Origin of the sequence: Gluconacetobacter diazotrophicus PA1 5, assembly GCF_000021325.1 — a bacterium.
Classification (GTDB): Bacteria; Pseudomonadota; Alphaproteobacteria; order Acetobacterales; family Acetobacteraceae; genus Gluconacetobacter; species Gluconacetobacter diazotrophicus.
In genome coordinates, this window is sequence record NC_011365.1 from 847,567 (window position 1) to 862,916 (window position 15,350).

Sequence of the window (15,350 nt, forward strand, 5' to 3'; positions counted from 1 at the left end):
AAACAGAAATAATTATAGAATTGATTTTTATACTGAACACATTTTTACATCATTATTTATGAAGCACGGTTTAATATATTCTGTCAAGCAGAGACATTTAAAAACTCCGCCCGCTCAATCCGACAAGAACATACCGAGAAATCGATGACCGAATTACTGCAATTCGCGGACCGCTACAGGACCATCGATGAATCTCGGATTCTGAAGGCGCTTCTGCTTTTGGGCTGGGCGTTCACCGACGATACCGCGCATGCCCTGGCCATGACGCGCCAGGCGCTGGACCGGTGGATCGGGTCCGGCCTGCAATTCCACCGGGATCGTCTGGGACAGCGCCTGTTCGATCCGGTGGAGGTAGTACATTTCCTGAAATCGCGCGGGCGGCAGGGACAGGATGATTTCTGGTCCTCATGCTACGTCCCGACCAGCCGGCTGCTGGTCGGGGAACTGGGCGGCCGCGACAGCCCGCATATGGACATCACCATCGGGCGCACGTTCGCCCGCGGTGCGTTCGCCCCCGACAGGACGCTGCGGCTACGCATGCCGCTGCCGTTGCGATCGCGATGCGATTATCTGGATGTCCGGCCCTGGCCCTGCGACGGGGGGACGATCAGCATCAGCGACGGCCGCATGGATGTGCGGATCCGTCCGGACGGGCAAGGCGACATCACGATCGGGGCGGATGTCTTCCTCGCTCCCCTGCCGGACGGCGGGCCCGAGGATGACGCCGATCGCGAGATCTTCCTTCGTCCCAGCGAAGGCCTGATCAGGATCACGGATCCGGTCGCGGCGCTTGCACGCCGCCTGGCCGGGACGGCACCGACGGAACGGGCCGTGCGGGCCTTCTGGTCCTTCATCATGGACGAACTGATCAACAGCCCGGTCCATTACGATCAGATCCGGGCCGACGCCCCCCTGGACTGGGTCCTGGAGGCCGGATGCTACGACTGCCAGCTTGGCGCGGCGCTTCTGATCGGCCTGTGCCGCGCGCGGGGTATTCCCGCACGCCTGGTGGGCGGCCATTTCCTGTACCGGCATTCGCCGACCCTTCATTACTGGGCCGAAATCTGGACGGAGGATGCGGGATGGCGTCCGTTCGACTTCATGAGCTGGGACCTGTCCCACGGCGGACAGGATTCCGCCTGGCGCGACCATTTTTACGGGCGGACCGATGCCCGGATGATCACGCAGTGCCTGCCGCGCCGCTGCGTGGGGCCCGTGGGCGTCGCCATACCCGCCACCTGGCGCGTGCTGCAGACCGCGCGCGGCAAGGGTGTGGATATCGACATGGTCGGGCTGGATGGCGCATCGATCTACACCGACCGGGTCACCGTCATATGAAACGTCTGACGCTGTTTTCCAAAGGCAATGTCGATATCCACGACACGCTGCATTCCTGCCGCATCGGCGGCGTGCTGCAGTGGAACGGAATCAACGATGCCCTGCGGGAGTCCTGGCCCGGCGTGTCCGCCCGCGTCCGGCACGAAACCTGGACACGGTCCGACGCCCTGCTGGCGGCCGGCGGCACGATCCCGGCCTCGCTGGCCGCCCGCGACATTCCGCTGGGCAGCTATCCGATGAAGAGCCAGTTCAGCACCGCGATCTTCACGACCGAGGCCGATGCGATCCTGCTCTCGATCCAGGCCGACATCACGACGAAGCTGGGCCGTCATCGCAGCGAGGGCTACCTGCTCTATCCCAACGATATCGCGACATGGCGCGACGAGGACAGGGCCTGGTTCCGCTCCGAATTCGATATGATCGGGCTTCTGGACGTCGAGGAGTCCATGCGGCATCTCGACGCCCTGATCGGAAGGATTCGCGAAACGCGGGACGTTCCGATCCTGGTCTATAACCTGTCCCCGGTCATACCGGGCGATACGACCCATTGCTACATGGGCCTGGACGAGACGTTTCCCGTCCGCATACGGCGTTTCAACCAGGGACTGATCGACCTTTCGGGCACCACCGGCATATCGATCGTCGATGTCGATACCATTGTCGCCCGTCATGGCGCGGATCGGCTGAAGCTCGATACCGTCCATCTGACGCCGGAAGGATACCGGCGCGTGGCGGAGGAAGTCGTGCGGATTCTCGCCGACCTGGGTGTCCTCGACAGCACGGAGGAAGCAAGATGAGAGCGAGCGTCGTCATTCGTTCCCGCAACGAAGCGGACCGGCTGCGCCTGACCCTGGCATCGCTTGCCAGCCAGACCGAGGCCGCGGAAGTCGTCGTCGTCAATGACGGGTCCACCGACCATACGGCGGAGGTCATCGAAGACGCCAGGGCCGAACTGGATATCGTGTCCGTTCACCATGCCCGCCCGGCCGGGCGATCGGCGGCGGCCAATACCGGCGGCACCCATGCCACGGGGGACATCCTGATCTTCCTGGATGGCGACACCCTTGCCGGGCCCGACCTGGTCGCGGACCATCTGGCGATCCACCGCCAACGGCCCGGCGTGGTGGTCCGTGGCGAGAACTTCCATCTGCGCTGCACCCGCCCGTTCCTGGACCCCGAACGCGGCACGCCCCGGCCCGGCGAGGAAGAACGGGTCGCGCGCATGTCGGAGGCCGAACGGGCGCGGGCGATCGTCACCCGCGCGCAGGTCACGCAGCGGTTCGATGAAATTGACCATCGCGCCCAGGCCGGCGTCTATCCCGGTTTCGGCCCGCGCAAGCTGTACGAACTGGAAATGGAGGCCCTGCGGGCGGAAGGGGATTGCGGCGTCCTGTGGGCTGCCGCCGCCGGTGCCAACCAGTCGGTGCCGCGCGATGCCTTCGCCCGTGCGGGGGGATTTCATCCCGACATATCGATCAACGAACATCGCGAACTGGCACTGCGCCTGTGCCAGGCGGGGCTGAAGATGGTGGCCGGCGCGGCACGCAGCTATCACTTGATCCATCGTAGCGGCTGGCGGGACCCGCTGGAGGACAAGGACTGGGAGGACATCTTCTACCAGGCCCATCCGCGCGCCGACGTCGCCCTGCTGCCGCTGCTGTGGCAGAGCCTGAGCGACACCGCGATCATTCCGGAAGATTTCCGCATTCTGTCGCTGCCGCACCTGGCCGAGATCGCCGGGTCCTACGAGGGCCTGCCCAGCCGCGAGGCCGTGCGCGAGGCCTACATGGCGGCACGGGAAGCGACGCTGTCGGAGTCCGACATTCGTTCCAACATTCCCTGGGGAACATGACCATGGCACAGGTTTCCATGACAGCTTTCGTATCGGATTCGGAACAGCCGGCCGTCGCCTGCGCCGCCGATTTCCTGACCGAGGGATTGCGGCAGGAAGGCACCCCGCTGTCCTGCACGATGGTGGCCAGCATGGATGATCTGCCGGGCGCACCGGCCGATTCCATCCGCCTTTCATCCCTCGTCCCCTGGGTCGAGACGCTGGACACGCCATGGCCGGTGCTGGAGCAGCAGATCCGGCAGCACTATGCGACGCTGTGCGCAGGCGGCGCACCGGTTCTGATTGCCACGGTGTTCCGCCATGTCGGCCCGCAGGCGGACCCCGACCGGTCCGATGTCCTGCTGGTGCGGATCCGTCGGCTGAACCTGCTGGCGGCCGAACTGTCGCGCGAATATGGCGCCTTCGTCATCGACCTGGACCGGATATTCGCCGATATCGGGGCCCTGCGGCTGGAGACCGACTACCGTCTGGACGGCGCGGCGGCCCGCGAACTGGCCGGACATGCCGTGGCGCTGGGCATCGTGGATAACGGGTTGGACGCCGTCCTGCCGTACGAGGCGCAGGAGCGCGTGAAGGCGGTCATTGCCGCCCGTCGTCCCGCGACGCGGCCGCCCCCGGAAATCACGCCGAGAAACATGGTGACCATGGGCAAGGGACGGCGGCGGCAGGTCGTCTCGACGATCACCGACACCGACCAGGAGAACCAGGTCGGCCGGCTGATCCGGCTGGTGATGAAACGGCAGATGGACCCGGCGCAGGCCATGGAAAAACTAGTCCATGCCGTGCGCAAGCGCGGCGTGCAGGAAAGCCTGGGCCTGCTGACCACCGGCGTCATCCGCGCATTCGGCGCGAGGTAGACATGAGCCATATCGATCGTATCGAGGCCCTGCGCGACATGATGCTGATCCGGGCCTTCGAGGAGGCGCTGTCGGCGCGCAAGGACCATGGCTTCCAGCTTCTGTCGTCGGGCGAGGAAGCGGTTGCCGTCGGCCTGGCCTCGGCGCTGGAGGCGGGCGATCAGTTGCTGACCGGTGGACGGTCGATCGGCCCCATCCTGGCACGCGGCGTGGCGCCCGAGCGGGTCATGGCCGAACTGCTGGGCCGGACCGGCGGCATGAATCGCGGGCGCGCCGGCCGTGGCCACATGTCGGCGCCCGATGACGGCTTTTTCGGCGCGCACGCGGTGGTGGGCGGCAATATCAGCATCGCGGCCGGGGTGGCGCTGGCCCGGCAGATGGACGGGACCGGCGGCATTGTCGTCATCCTGTTCGGCGACGGTGCCTGCGGCGCCGGGGCGCTGCACGAAACGCTGAACATGGCGGCCCTGTGGAAGCTGCCGCTGCTGTTCGTGTGCAACAACAACCAGCTTTCGGTTTCGACCGCGCGCGAGGCTGCGCTGGCCGTCCCGCGCCTGTCGGACCTGGGGGCCACGTTCGGATTGTGGGCCCGGACGATCGACGGGCTGGATGTCGGCCTGGTCGCCGCCACCGCCGCCGAGGCCGTCCGCCATGTCCGCGACGGACGGGGGCCGGCCTTTCTGGAATGCACGTCCATCCGCCTGCGCTCGCACTCCACCACGGCGCGGGAGACCCGCAGCCGGGCCGAACTGACCGCGCTGCGGACGCATTGCCCGATCGAGCGCACGATCACGGCCCTGCGGACCGAAGGCATCCTGGATGCGGCGGATCTGGAGCGGATGCAGCAGCAGGCGACCAGCCGCGCGACACAGGCCCTGGCCTATGCCGACGCCTCACCCTACCCGGACGCAGAGGAGGTCCTGCATCATGTTGGATAGCCATGGCCTGACAACCACCCGGATGTTCTTTCGCGAGGGCGTCGCGCGCGCCGTCCGCGAGGAAATGACGCGTGATCCCCGTATCCTGATCATGGGGCAGGACGTCGGGGCCTTCGGCGGTTCCTACCGGGAATTCGATGGGCTGTACCCGATCTTCGGGCCCGGGCGCATTCGCGACACGCCGGTGGCGGAAGCCGCCACCATCGGAATTGCCGCCGGCGCCGCCGCCGCCGGGTATCGCCCGCTGGTCAGCATCACCTACATGGATTTCCTGATGCTGGGCTTCGACGCGCTGATCAATTACGCGGCCAAGCTGCGCTATAAATCGGCCGGGACCCTGACGGCGCCGCTGGTGGTGAAGACGACGGCCGGCGCGCACGGCCAGGGCGTGGCCCATTCGCAATGCATCGAGGCCTGGCTGATGAGCGTCCCGGGCCTGACGGTCGTGGCGCCGGCCACCCCGGCCGACGCCTACGGGCTGATGAAGACGGCCCTGCGGCATGACGGGCCCGTCGTCTATATCGACCACAAGCGGCTGTTCCCCGCCCCGGGCGAGGTGCCGGTGATCGAGGAACCGGTTCCCTTCGGGCAGGCCTGCGTCCGGCGCACGGGGCGGGACGTGACGCTGGTCACCCATGGCTACATGGTCCAGGTGGCCCTGGAGGCGGCGCGCGCGCTCGAATACCAGGACATATCCTGCGAAGTCATCGACCTGCGCAGCCTGGCGCCGCTGGACATCGGAACCGTGACGGCGTCCGTCGCGCGGACGGGGCGATTGCTGACCCTGGAGGAAGGCCAGACCGTCTGCGGCGTCGGCGCCGAGGTGGCCAGCCAGATGTTCGAACGGATCGGCCCCAGGCCGTGGATCCGCATCGGCGCCCTTCCCGCGCCCGTTTCATCGAATCCGGTTCTGGAGACGGCGTGCGTTCCCGATGCGGCACGCGTTGCCCGAACCGTGTGCGCGCTTATGGCGCAATAGAGCAGATCGTGGTCGGGTGAAATCACCTGACCACGTGAAGATGCTCGGAAAACAAAAGACTGGAGCAATTCAGCTGGTTCTATCCGATGACTGATTGCTCCAGAGCGCGATCGACCACCCAAACCAGGAAAACATGCATGATCTACCAATTATCCGTTCCCGCCGCGGTGCCCGGGGTCGAGGAAATTCGTATCCTCGAATGGCATGGCGATGCCGGGACCGCCTTTGCGCCGGGCGACCTGATTGTCGAACTGGAGACCCACAAGGCGGTCGTCGAGGTGCGGGCGGGCCAGGCCGGCATCCTGCGGGCAATTCACGCCCAGCCCGGCGACTGGTGCGCGGTCGGGCTGCGGCTGGCGCTGTTCAGCGACGAGGCGGACGAGCCCCTGCCCGACGGGGATGTCGCGGCAGCCGACATCCCCGTCGCGTTCGAAATTACCTGACCAGGGCGGCAGGAGTTCCGACCGGTCGCGTTTCCGACAGCGCCTGGAGGATCTCCTGCCTCAGGGCCACCGCCATCTGTCCGCTTTGGTGAATTCCGTCCGGCAGATGCATGCCCCCGCCGAGTTCGGCACCCAGCGCGTCGACGTCGATGATGGTCAGGTCGCGGCTTTCCGCCACGTCATGCAGCATCAGGTTCCATTCCTTGGCGGCGATATTGGACAGCGTGTCGCTGAGCGGGGCATCGAAGGCCAGGTAGCTGGAGATATCCTCGTATCCCGACGTCGACATGCGATTGAGCACCATGACGCGGCTTCTGGTCGTGGCGGCCAGGGTATCGATCAGCGTTTCGTAATCGCGGCGGATCGCATCCACCGGGCGCCTGACCGATTCGAAGGAACCGGCGATCCACGCCCGGATGGCCGGGCCCGCCGCCGCCAGGTGGTGACGTATGACATGCAGGGGGTAGCCCAGCGTCCGGTGACGCAGGATCGCCTGCGGTTCCACGCTCAGGGACAGCAGAACGGCGTCCGGCGGCCCGAGACGGGTCGAACCGTCGGCACCGAACACCGTGTAGCGATCCTTCAGCGGTGCGTTCTGCAGGACCGACAGCAACGCCCCGGCGAACATCCAGTCATCCGCCGTCGGCGCCACCGCCCCGCTGCCCAGGAAACGCCGCAGATCCTCGGCGATCGCATCGAACTGCGCCGGAGTCCGCGACAACTGGTCGATCAGGATCGGCGTGCAGGGGGCGACGGGATGATCGGGCACAAAGACGAACTGCGAGGATCGCCGTTCGGCTTCGAACATTTCCAGGAACGCGGATTGCTCGCCCAGTACGACGCCGGCCGCGTCGCAGACCCCCATGCTGAGCAGCGTGACAGGTGTCTCCCCGTCCTCATGCCACCACGCGCGGCTGCGTCCGAACCAGCCGGAAAGCAGGCCCGCATGCACGTCGGCCAGGGCCGTCATCCGCCGCCCGGCCAGCATCAGCAGACGAAGGCGCCCCGGATCGTCGTCCTGGACCTCGCCGTCGGGTTCGATATGGCCCAGGATCGTATTCGGGTCCCATGTATCGACACCGCGAATGGCCAGGTAGCCGCCGCGGGCCATGTCGTCCTGCACGGTCAGGCGGCCGGACACACGGGGCGCGAAGGCCACCTGCATCTCCAGTTCCCCGGCCATGGACGCGCCGGCGGCAATCCGCACACCCGATGGTTCCAGGCTGATATTGCAATAGGCGACCGGCTGACCGGCCCGACAGAACTGGCCGGATTCACGCAGCCAGCGCAGGCTGGAACGAACAATGGTATAGCCGTCGGCCTTGAGCGCGCCGAAACGCAGGGGAATCCTGTTCATGAATGCCGTCCTGTCCACATGCCGTCGTGATGAATGATACCGGCCACGGTGCAGCGCACCGGCCGATCCACCTCCTGATCCAGGGATTCGTCGGGATCGGTGGAAAACAGCGCCAGACGATCGCCAAGGGCGCAGTACTGTCCCGGCGACAGGTCGATCCGCCGCAGGAAGACGGCCTCGCGCAGCACCACTCGATAATAGGAAACCGGCGGACATTCCTGGGCAAACGCACTGCTGAGATCGACGCTGAGGTCCATCAGCTTGCTGCCCATCCGCAGCGCCGCATCGGGCGCGGCATAGACACATTCCGTGGTCGCGCCGGACATCTGGGGAATGAGTGAAGTGAGCTTGAATTCATAGAGCATGCAGCCCCTCGCCCCGTAATGTAATTATTGAAAATTATACTGATTATATTGCCATATTTGATCGCTTCGGGTGCGGAATATATCCGGATCGAAAAGCAACGAAACAGCAAACGCCCTTCCTTTCGGTACGTTCCCCCACCGCCCGCACCGTTTCTCCGATATGGCCGATTTTGTCTCGTATTGTGGATTTTCCGTTGCGTTGTCATGGCTCTTGCCGATCGACGATATTTCTCCATACCCTGCCGCGGCTGGCGTCCTCGCCCTGATCTTCCTGTCACGACCAAACCGGGGCTGGAACGGGGTGCAACCGCCTCGTGCCTGCGGCGTAATCATCGGGCAATGCTCGACCGATCGAGATCAGTGGGACTGATCGTCCCATCGCCGGACGGCACGAGAGCGATGGTCCGGCAAAAACCGAAAAATTCGAGCCCGCGTGATTTTATATATTATCCTATCGGACCATATGACAAATTCCATTTAATACAGGGAATACGGAATACCATGCAAAACCTGCGCATATCCCTGACCAAAGGGAATTGGAGCATGACAATTTCCCTCCTGATATCGTTGGCTATTTTATCGATATTTATCAATATATGGTTTCCTCTATATTTTATAAAACCTCCCCTGTTCATGGCCGATTTCCGCGACTGCTATTACGACGCGGCCGATGCCGTGCTGAGGCATGGCAGGGGCGCGCTGGTTCCGTTTCTCATGAACAGAAAATTCGTCAATTGGCCCATCGACGTCTACCTGTTCGCCCCGTTCCCCTATATGGGCCCCACCGGGGCGGCGATCGTCTTTTCCATTCTGGGGCTGCTGGCCGTGGTCGGGTCCTTCCTGATCCTGACGAAAGGGTGCAACACCAGGAAGAAGATTCTGGTGTTCTTCCTTTTTATCTGCAACGGCCCTTTGTGGTACAGCATGTTCGACATGGGCAACACGACCCATTTCATATTCCTCCTGCTTATCCTGAGCCTCGGCCTGCTGAAGAAGAAGCGGATGTATTCCGTTGGCCTGCTGATCGGATTTTCCGCCACCATCAAGCCGATGATTTCGATCTTCTTCCTCTATTTCCTGTATCGGCGAAACTGGCGCGCCGCCGGGGCCTGCGCGGCGATCGTGGCCGTGACGGCCGTATCGTCCGTGGCGGTCTTCGGCTGGCCTGTCACGCGCGGATGGTACGAGTGGTGCATTGTCCGCTATACGCAGCAGACCATCGGCGCCTTCAACAATCAGTCCATCAACGCGTTCCTGCTGCGGCTTGCGACAGGGCCGAAATATGTCTTCGACTGGTATCTGCATGACCTGCCGTTTTCCATGACCCTGGTGTCGAAGGCATTGGCGATCGTCATCCTCGCGCTGACCACCATCGCGAGCCTGGCCTGGCGATCCCGGGCAGCCCGGACGGGCCGGAGCGCGGCTGACCTGTCGGATATATTCGATTTTTCGCTGTTGATCGCATTCTGCGTCATCACCAGCCCCGTATCGTGGACGCATTATTATCTGCTGCTGCTGATGCCGTGGAGTGCCTACATCACAGGCCGGCTGCCGTTGCATGGCGGCCCGCTGACGGACAGGCTGGTCTGGTGCAGCATCATACTCGTTTCGATGCCGGTGACCTATCCGTCCATCCTGGCAGGCCGCATCGGGTTCCTCGCCACACGCACGCTTGCATCGGCATGGCTGATCGGTGCGGTGCTCTTCCTGATCGCGTTGTGCCGCAGCGGCCTGCTCGCACGATCGACAGCACGTATTCCTGATGGTATCAGCACGCGGAAGACCGAGGACACCATGGCGCTGTCGCGCTTCTGACGGGGTCTCCGGCTTCGCGGGGCGATCGAGATGAGGGGCGATCCCCTCATCTGGAGCCGCGCTATTGCGCGCGTGCCATGATGACGACGCCGGACAGAATCACCAGCAGGCCGATGATTCGCGTGGGGTGGATCTGCTCGCCCAGCAGGACGATGCCCGCCCCCACGGTCATGACGATGCCCAGCGCAACGCAAGGATAGGCCTGGGAGACGTCGATACGCGCCAGGACCAGAAGCCACACGACGGCGCTGGAACCGAAGGCCAGCAATCCCAGCACGATCGACGGATTCAGCGCCACCGCCGCGAAGACCTGTCGCAGGTCGGACCGGGTGGCGATCACGGCCTGCACCGACGGGGCGGACATCCCCATCTTCAGCAGGATCTGGGCCGAGGACGACAATAGAACGCTGAACAGCACGAGAGAAACCGTCCCGAATTTCATGATTGGGTGCTCCTGGAGGAAAAGAGGCAAAGCCGTCCGAAACGGGCGAGGGGCGGTCGCGGGTCGGTCCGGGCGCAGCCATCGACGACATAGGCGATGCCGTTCCGGGCCGCGTAATCCAGACGGTCCGGCAGGGTCTTCAGTGCCCGGACTTCGGTGATTCTGGCGTGCCACGTGGGGTAATAGGCGGGCGCCCACATCACCGCCGCCCCCGCGGGGGACGAGACCCATGACTGCCGATGGGAAAAATAGGTGAAGACGGGCGCCCCCTCTGAAAGCCCGTCCTGAAACGCGTCGTTCTTCGCCGACATGCCCATTCCCCATGATATCCCGGGCGGGTTGAGGAACAGGGCGTCCACGGCCGTATGAGCCCGCGCCCATGTGCCCAGGGCCTGCCAGTCGTCGCGCTTCTGGACGGCGACCCGGCTTGAAACGGCGGCGCGATAGATCAGTGCCACGTTGAAGGCGACCCCGGCCAGCAGGAGCGCCGGCGCCGCGTAACGGCGCAGGCCGACCGCCACCGCCGGCCGCCACCGCCGCACCACCAGAAGCACGAGGACCAGCGGCATGAAGATCTTGAGCGTGCAGGACAGCACAAAGAGCAAGGGGGCCCACACGAGGCGATCCGACGCCGTGCCGGAAAAGACCCACCTGGTCGCCAGTGCGGCGACGGCGATGGCCGACAACATGTGAACCGTGCTGCCCGAGCGCAGCAGATGCAGGTTCAGCAGCAGGCGGGAATGGCTGAGGAACGGAAGAAACACACCCGCGATCCAGACGGAGGCCGCCCCCCACAACGCGGCCTTCAGGGCGGCGCGCGATGTCGGCAGCATCGACGCGGTCGCAAGGCCGCAGCAGAAAATGACCGCAAGCAGGCCCTGTTCCCGGTGGCTCGTGCTCCAGATCAGGAAATGGTACGGGAAGAACGACTGCAGGAAGCCGACATAGTCGAAGGAAGGTGCCTCCCGCGTATAGGGGTTGGCCAGGATGTTATGGACAACCGGAGCGGCGAACGCCGCAAGGATCCCGACCCCCCAGGCCGCCTGACGCGCGAGCGTACGCCCGGCCACTCCGTGGTGCCGCCAGTGCGACCAGATGATGAAGACGAGTGGCACCAGGGTCCAGACACCGACGAACGCATTCAGGAAGAACGTCACCCCGTTCACGGCCAGCGAAGCGGTGATCCGTCCCCGTCCGGCCCAGACCAGCGCCAGGAGCATCGTGCCGTTTGCCATTTCGGAGTGCGTGAAACTGCTGATCAGCAGGCCACCCACGCCGGCATTGGAAAATCCCCGGATCGTCGATGAAAGCAGGACGAGGGCCGTGAATGTCGCCACCTCCATCACGGATCCGCATTCCAGAAGGGTCGCCCATTCCATGATGCTGAACACCAGGATCATGCGCGACAGAATCTGGAAGGCGAACAGGATCGTATAGACATGGGGCCCGTTCGCGCTTCCGGACAGCATCTGCCAGAAGCCGGATGCGTAGAAGCGCAGGCTCTGTATGAACGGGTCGGTCGCGAATTGCGGCTCGTGATACAGGCCCGCCAGGATCGGCATCTGATAGTAATTGTTCTCCTCCCCGGCGGCGTATCCCGACAGGGCCAGCGAAAGCAGCGTTCCGACCAACATGACGGCGAACGTCGCGCGCCGGTCGGGCACGGGCCTGGCATGGTCGGGAAACGACCAGGGGCGCACGGCCGCCGGGGCTGGCGCTTCCAGGGGCGGGAAGGTATCGGACAGGTTCATGTCAGGTCGCTCCAGCCGCCCAGGGACGTGGCTTCCGTCATGCTGCGGAATGTTGCGGAACGGCGAAGACGCACAGCCGGCTGAATTGGGCGACCGGTACCGGCGAATCGGATTGGCCGCAGCCATCGACCACGTAGGACATGCCGTGCCGATCGGCATAGCGCAGACGGTCGGGCAGGCTCTTCAGCCGGCGGACATCCACCATCCTGTCATGCCATTCCGGGTAATAGGCGGGCGCCCACAGCACGTTCGCACCGGCACGCGGGAACACCCAGGCTCTACGATGCGAAAAATAGGAAAAAACGGTGTTCCCGATCGCCAGTTCGTTCTGGCCGGCGTCACCCTTGGGAAGCAGGCTCGCCTCCGGCAGCAGGTCGATCGGGATCAGGAACATCGCGCGCACCGGCGTCTGTATCCGCGCCCAGGTGCCCAGGGCCTGCCAGTCGGCCCGCTTCGCCAGGAAAGTGTGGTCGAACGCCATGGTATGGTAGATGCGCACCCCGCAGAACAGGATCGTCATCAGCAGCAGAACCGGTGCCATGACGGAAAGCCGCGGATTGGACAGGAAGCGCCACGGCCGGCGCCGCAGCAGCAGAACCAGCAGCATGAACGGCGCCAGGATCTTGAGGGTGCAGGACGCCAGCATGAGGGCCGGCGCCCACAGGGTGCGGTCCATGGTATTGCGCGAGAACACCCACCGGGTCGTCAGCGCGGCGACGGCAATCGCCGCGAGCATGTACACGGTGGTACCCGACCGCAGGAGGTGCAGGTTCAGCAGCATGCGGGAATGCGTTGCGAAGGGCAGGACGGCACCCGTCACCCAGACCGCGATCGCCCCCCACAGGGCGGTCGTCAGAAAGGCATTGGGTCGGCGCAGCATCATGGCGGCGAGCATTCCGCTGCAGAACATTGCGGGGAAGATAACCTTGTCCCGGATGGAGATGTCCCAGACCAGGAAATGATAGGGGAAGAACGCTTCCAGGAAGGCGATGTAATCGAAGGGCGGCGTGACCGTGACATAGGGATTGGCCAGCATGTTGCGAACGACCGGGACGGCCAGGACGACGAAACACGCCAGGCCGGGCGCCGCCTGAATCCCAAGCGTCCGCAGGGTCCAGTCCTTCCGCCGCCATTGGCGCCAGAGGATGAAGGCCAGGGGAACGGCGGTCCAGACGGCCACAAAGGCATTGAGGAAAAACGTCACGCCGTTGATGGCGAACGCGGCACCGATCCGCCGCCGTGCCGCCCAGGCCAGCGCGATCAGCGTCGTCGCGTTCGCGACCTCCGATTGCGTGAAACTGTCGATCAGAAGCCCCCCCGCCCCTGCTTCGGCATAGCCCTGAAGGATCGACGCGAACGCGACGAGCGTCGTGAACACGATCCGTTCCCTGACGCTGTCGAAACCCAGCAGGCTGGCCCAGGCCAGCATGCCCGCGAACAGAAGCATGCGTGACAGGATCAGGAAAAAGAACAGGATTCCGAAGACCTGGGGGCCGTTGATGGTCCCGGACAGAATTTGCCAGAAACCGGAGGAGTAGAAGCGCAGGCTTTGAATGAACAGGTCGTCCGCGAACTGGGGTTCATTGTAAAGCCCCGCCAGAATGGGAAGGTGGTAGAAATTGTTCACCTGCCCGCCGGCATATTGGGACGAGATCAGGGACAGCAGGGTCCCCCAGAGGACGATCCCGAGCGTGACGCGCCAGTCCGACGCCCTGTGCGTCTCCAGGGCCGCCTCATGATGCATCGGCAGAGAAATCGTCATGTCACGACGCCGCCAGGAAGATCATGATCGAGCATGCGACGGCAACGCAGCTCGTGCGGTCGCGCAACGCCCAGATGACCGGGTCGTCATGCATGTGCCGCCGATGGGCGACGATCAGCACCCGGCCCAGCAGGAAGAGCAGGATCGGTGACAGCAGCCACAGCATATCGGGGTGCCGGTACGTCGCCTTGACCGAATCCGATGCGATATACAGCGAAAAGACCGTCACCGCGTTGGTCCCGGACGCCGCCGCCAGGGACGCCAGTACCACCAGGTCGTCCTTCTTGTAGTCCCGGCTGCTGGAATCCGGCAGGTTCGCATCCAGCCGGGTCAGCAATTCCGTATAGCGCTTGATAAGGGCCAGGGACGTGAACACGAACAGCGAAAATGCCAGGATCCATTCCGACAGGACGATCCCCGTCGCCGCCGCGCCCCCGACCAGCCGGGCCGTGTACAGCAGCGCAAGCCCCACCACGTCCCCCAGTTTCTTGCGCTTCAGCCAGAAGGAATAGCCCGTCGTCAGCACGACGTAGCCGAACAGCGTGACGCTGAAGATCAATGGCAGGAACAGGCAGAGCGCGATGGCGCACAGTCCCAGTATCGGGATCGCGGCCAGCGCCGCGTGGATCGACACCCTGCCGCTGGCCAGCGGGCGCCTTTTCTTGGTGGGATGCGACCGGTCGTCACGCAGATCCACCAGGTCGTTCACCAGATAGATGGCCGATGCCGAGGCGCAGAAGGCCAGGAAGGCGGCGCAGCTTTGCAGCAGGACCGTCAGGCTGAACGCATGGGCGGCCAGGGCCGGCAGAAAGACCAGGACGTTTTTCGCATATTGATGGACACGCAGGGCGCGCGCCCATGTCTTCAGCGACTGGGGCGGCTTGTCCAGGATTTCGACGCGGTCTGGGCCCGATGCGTGCAGCTTGCGCCGCGACCCGCCATCCAGCCCGATCGCGTGACATCGCCGCGCGTGGCGCCAGATTTCCAGGTCGTCACGATGATTGCCGACATAATCGAAGCCTTTTTCTCCGAAGGCTTCGACGAGGACGCGGGCCTTGTTCGCGCCCGACAGGTTGTTGTGCGTGTCGCTGGCGAATATTCCATCGAACCCGCCCAGATGCTGGGTCACGGCCCGCGCGTAGCGTTCGTTCGAAGCCGTGGCCAGGAAGATCGGCCGCCCCTGGGCCCGCGCCTGGTCGATCAGGTCCAGAACCGCGTCCTGGTAGGGTAGCGTCATGGCATCGATTTCGACCCGCGAGGCCAGCGCATGCTTCAGGTGCGCCTTCCCCTTGGCCAGGGAGGAACACAGATGCGGAAGGCTGGCGAATTCCTGACCGATACAGGCGAAAAACGATTCGATCAGCAGATCCGAGGCGATCAATGTGCCATCCAGATCCACGACCAATGGATATTGGGTGTCATGATCCAGCAATAATGAGGAATCCATCTCT

General features: G+C 64.2%; 14 protein-coding genes. 8 read left to right on the forward strand and 6 right to left on the reverse strand.

The window, feature by feature from the left end:
* Positions 1-144 precede the first annotated feature (144 nt).
* From GDIA_RS03660 to GDIA_RS03690, 7 genes are all read left to right on the forward strand, one after another.
* Positions 145-1,338, forward strand: coding sequence for a transglutaminase-like domain-containing protein (locus GDIA_RS03660; protein ID WP_012553318.1), 1,194 nt, complete (start codon positions 145-147; stop codon positions 1,336-1,338).
* A complete protein-coding gene (locus GDIA_RS03665) occupies positions 1,335-2,135 on the forward strand; it encodes an SGNH/GDSL hydrolase family protein (protein ID WP_012553319.1) in 801 nt (266 codons plus the stop codon). Before GDIA_RS03660 ends, GDIA_RS03665 begins: the two co-directional genes overlap by 4 nt.
* Positions 2,132-3,190, forward strand: coding sequence for a glycosyltransferase family 2 protein (locus tag GDIA_RS03670; protein WP_012553320.1), 1,059 nt, complete (start codon positions 2,132-2,134; stop codon positions 3,188-3,190). The genes GDIA_RS03665 and GDIA_RS03670 overlap by 4 nt, the downstream gene beginning before the upstream one ends.
* Positions 3,191-3,192: 2 nt before the next feature.
* Complete coding sequence (locus tag GDIA_RS03675; RefSeq protein WP_012553321.1) at positions 3,193-4,047, forward strand: SGNH/GDSL hydrolase family protein; 855 nt, start codon at positions 3,193-3,195, stop codon at positions 4,045-4,047.
* Positions 4,048-4,049: 2 nt separating this feature from the next.
* Positions 4,050-4,985, forward strand: coding sequence for a thiamine pyrophosphate-dependent dehydrogenase E1 component subunit alpha (locus GDIA_RS03680; RefSeq protein WP_012553322.1), 936 nt, complete (start codon positions 4,050-4,052; stop codon positions 4,983-4,985).
* The gene (locus tag GDIA_RS03685) at positions 4,975-5,964 is read left to right on the forward strand and encodes an alpha-ketoacid dehydrogenase subunit beta (protein ID WP_012226514.1); all 990 of its coding nucleotides are present in this window, start codon (positions 4,975-4,977) and stop codon (positions 5,962-5,964) included. Before GDIA_RS03680 ends, GDIA_RS03685 begins: the two co-directional genes overlap by 11 nt.
* Positions 5,965-6,101: 137 nt before the next feature.
* Positions 6,102-6,407, forward strand: a complete 306-nt coding sequence (locus GDIA_RS03690; protein WP_012553323.1) for a lipoyl domain-containing protein — start codon at positions 6,102-6,104, stop codon at positions 6,405-6,407.
* On the opposite strand, the gene GDIA_RS03695 is transcribed toward GDIA_RS03690, so the two are convergent.
* Both GDIA_RS03695 and GDIA_RS03700 read right to left on the reverse strand, forming a co-directional pair.
* Positions 6,400-7,764, reverse strand: a complete 1,365-nt coding sequence (locus GDIA_RS03695; RefSeq protein ID WP_012553324.1) for an SGNH/GDSL hydrolase family protein — start codon at positions 7,762-7,764, stop codon at positions 6,400-6,402. The two genes, GDIA_RS03690 and GDIA_RS03695, sit on opposite strands and share 8 nt — an antisense overlap.
* The gene (locus GDIA_RS03700; RefSeq protein WP_012226517.1) at positions 7,761-8,129 is read right to left on the reverse strand and encodes a hypothetical protein; all 369 of its coding nucleotides are present in this window, start codon (positions 8,127-8,129) and stop codon (positions 7,761-7,763) included. The genes GDIA_RS03695 and GDIA_RS03700 overlap by 4 nt, the downstream gene beginning before the upstream one ends.
* Positions 8,130-8,468: 339 nt before the next feature.
* Here GDIA_RS03700 and GDIA_RS03705 point away from each other — a divergent pair, with 339 nt between their 5' ends.
* Entirely contained in the window at positions 8,469-9,944 is a 1,476-nt protein-coding gene (locus tag GDIA_RS03705; RefSeq protein ID WP_043458668.1) for a glycosyltransferase family 87 protein, read from the forward strand.
* Between the two features lie 61 nt (positions 9,945-10,005).
* On the opposite strand, the gene GDIA_RS03710 is transcribed toward GDIA_RS03705, so the two are convergent.
* Genes GDIA_RS03710 through GDIA_RS03725 form a run of 4 tightly spaced genes read right to left on the reverse strand, consistent with a single transcriptional unit; the run spans position 10,006 to position 15,280 of the window.
* Entirely contained in the window at positions 10,006-10,386 is a 381-nt protein-coding gene (locus GDIA_RS03710; RefSeq protein WP_012553326.1) for a DMT family transporter, read from the reverse strand.
* Positions 10,383-12,137 carry a hypothetical protein gene (locus GDIA_RS03715; protein WP_012553327.1) on the reverse strand — a complete coding sequence of 585 codons (1,755 nt, stop codon included), beginning with the start codon at positions 12,135-12,137 and terminating at the stop codon, positions 10,383-10,385. Before GDIA_RS03715 ends, GDIA_RS03710 begins: the two co-directional genes overlap by 4 nt.
* Before the next feature lie 37 nt (positions 12,138-12,174).
* Entirely contained in the window at positions 12,175-13,899 is a 1,725-nt protein-coding gene (locus GDIA_RS03720; protein WP_012226522.1) for a hypothetical protein, read from the reverse strand.
* Between the two features lies 1 nt (position 13,900).
* On the reverse strand, positions 13,901-15,280 hold the full coding sequence (locus GDIA_RS03725) for a UbiA family prenyltransferase (RefSeq protein ID WP_244455094.1): 1,380 nt from the start codon (positions 15,278-15,280) through the stop codon (positions 13,901-13,903).
* Positions 15,281-15,350: the final 70 nt, after the last annotated feature.

Coding starts and splice junctions, on each gene's coding strand:
- GDIA_RS03675 (WP_012553321.1), top strand. CDS start 3,193: ATGGCACAGGTTTCCATGACAGCTTTCGTATCGGATTCGGAACAGCCG.
- GDIA_RS03680 (WP_012553322.1), top strand. CDS start 4,050: ATGAGCCATATCGATCGTATCGAGGCCCTGCGCGACATGATGCTGATC.
- GDIA_RS03700 (WP_012226517.1), bottom strand. CDS start 8,129: ATGCTCTATGAATTCAAGCTCACTTCACTCATTCCCCAGATGTCCGGC.
- GDIA_RS03710 (WP_012553326.1), bottom strand. CDS start 10,386: ATGAAATTCGGGACGGTTTCTCTCGTGCTGTTCAGCGTTCTATTGTCG.
- GDIA_RS03660 (WP_012553318.1), top strand. CDS start 145: ATGACCGAATTACTGCAATTCGCGGACCGCTACAGGACCATCGATGAA.
- GDIA_RS03685 (WP_012226514.1), top strand. CDS start 4,975: ATGTTGGATAGCCATGGCCTGACAACCACCCGGATGTTCTTTCGCGAG.
- GDIA_RS03670 (WP_012553320.1), top strand. CDS start 2,132: ATGAGAGCGAGCGTCGTCATTCGTTCCCGCAACGAAGCGGACCGGCTG.
- GDIA_RS03665 (WP_012553319.1), top strand. CDS start 1,335: ATGAAACGTCTGACGCTGTTTTCCAAAGGCAATGTCGATATCCACGAC.
- GDIA_RS03690 (WP_012553323.1), top strand. CDS start 6,102: ATGATCTACCAATTATCCGTTCCCGCCGCGGTGCCCGGGGTCGAGGAA.
- GDIA_RS03695 (WP_012553324.1), bottom strand. CDS start 7,764: ATGAACAGGATTCCCCTGCGTTTCGGCGCGCTCAAGGCCGACGGCTAT.
- GDIA_RS03715 (WP_012553327.1), bottom strand. CDS start 12,137: ATGAACCTGTCCGATACCTTCCCGCCCCTGGAAGCGCCAGCCCCGGCG.
- GDIA_RS03720 (WP_012226522.1), bottom strand. CDS start 13,899: ATGACGATTTCTCTGCCGATGCATCATGAGGCGGCCCTGGAGACGCAC.
- GDIA_RS03705 (WP_043458668.1), top strand. CDS start 8,469: ATGCTCGACCGATCGAGATCAGTGGGACTGATCGTCCCATCGCCGGAC.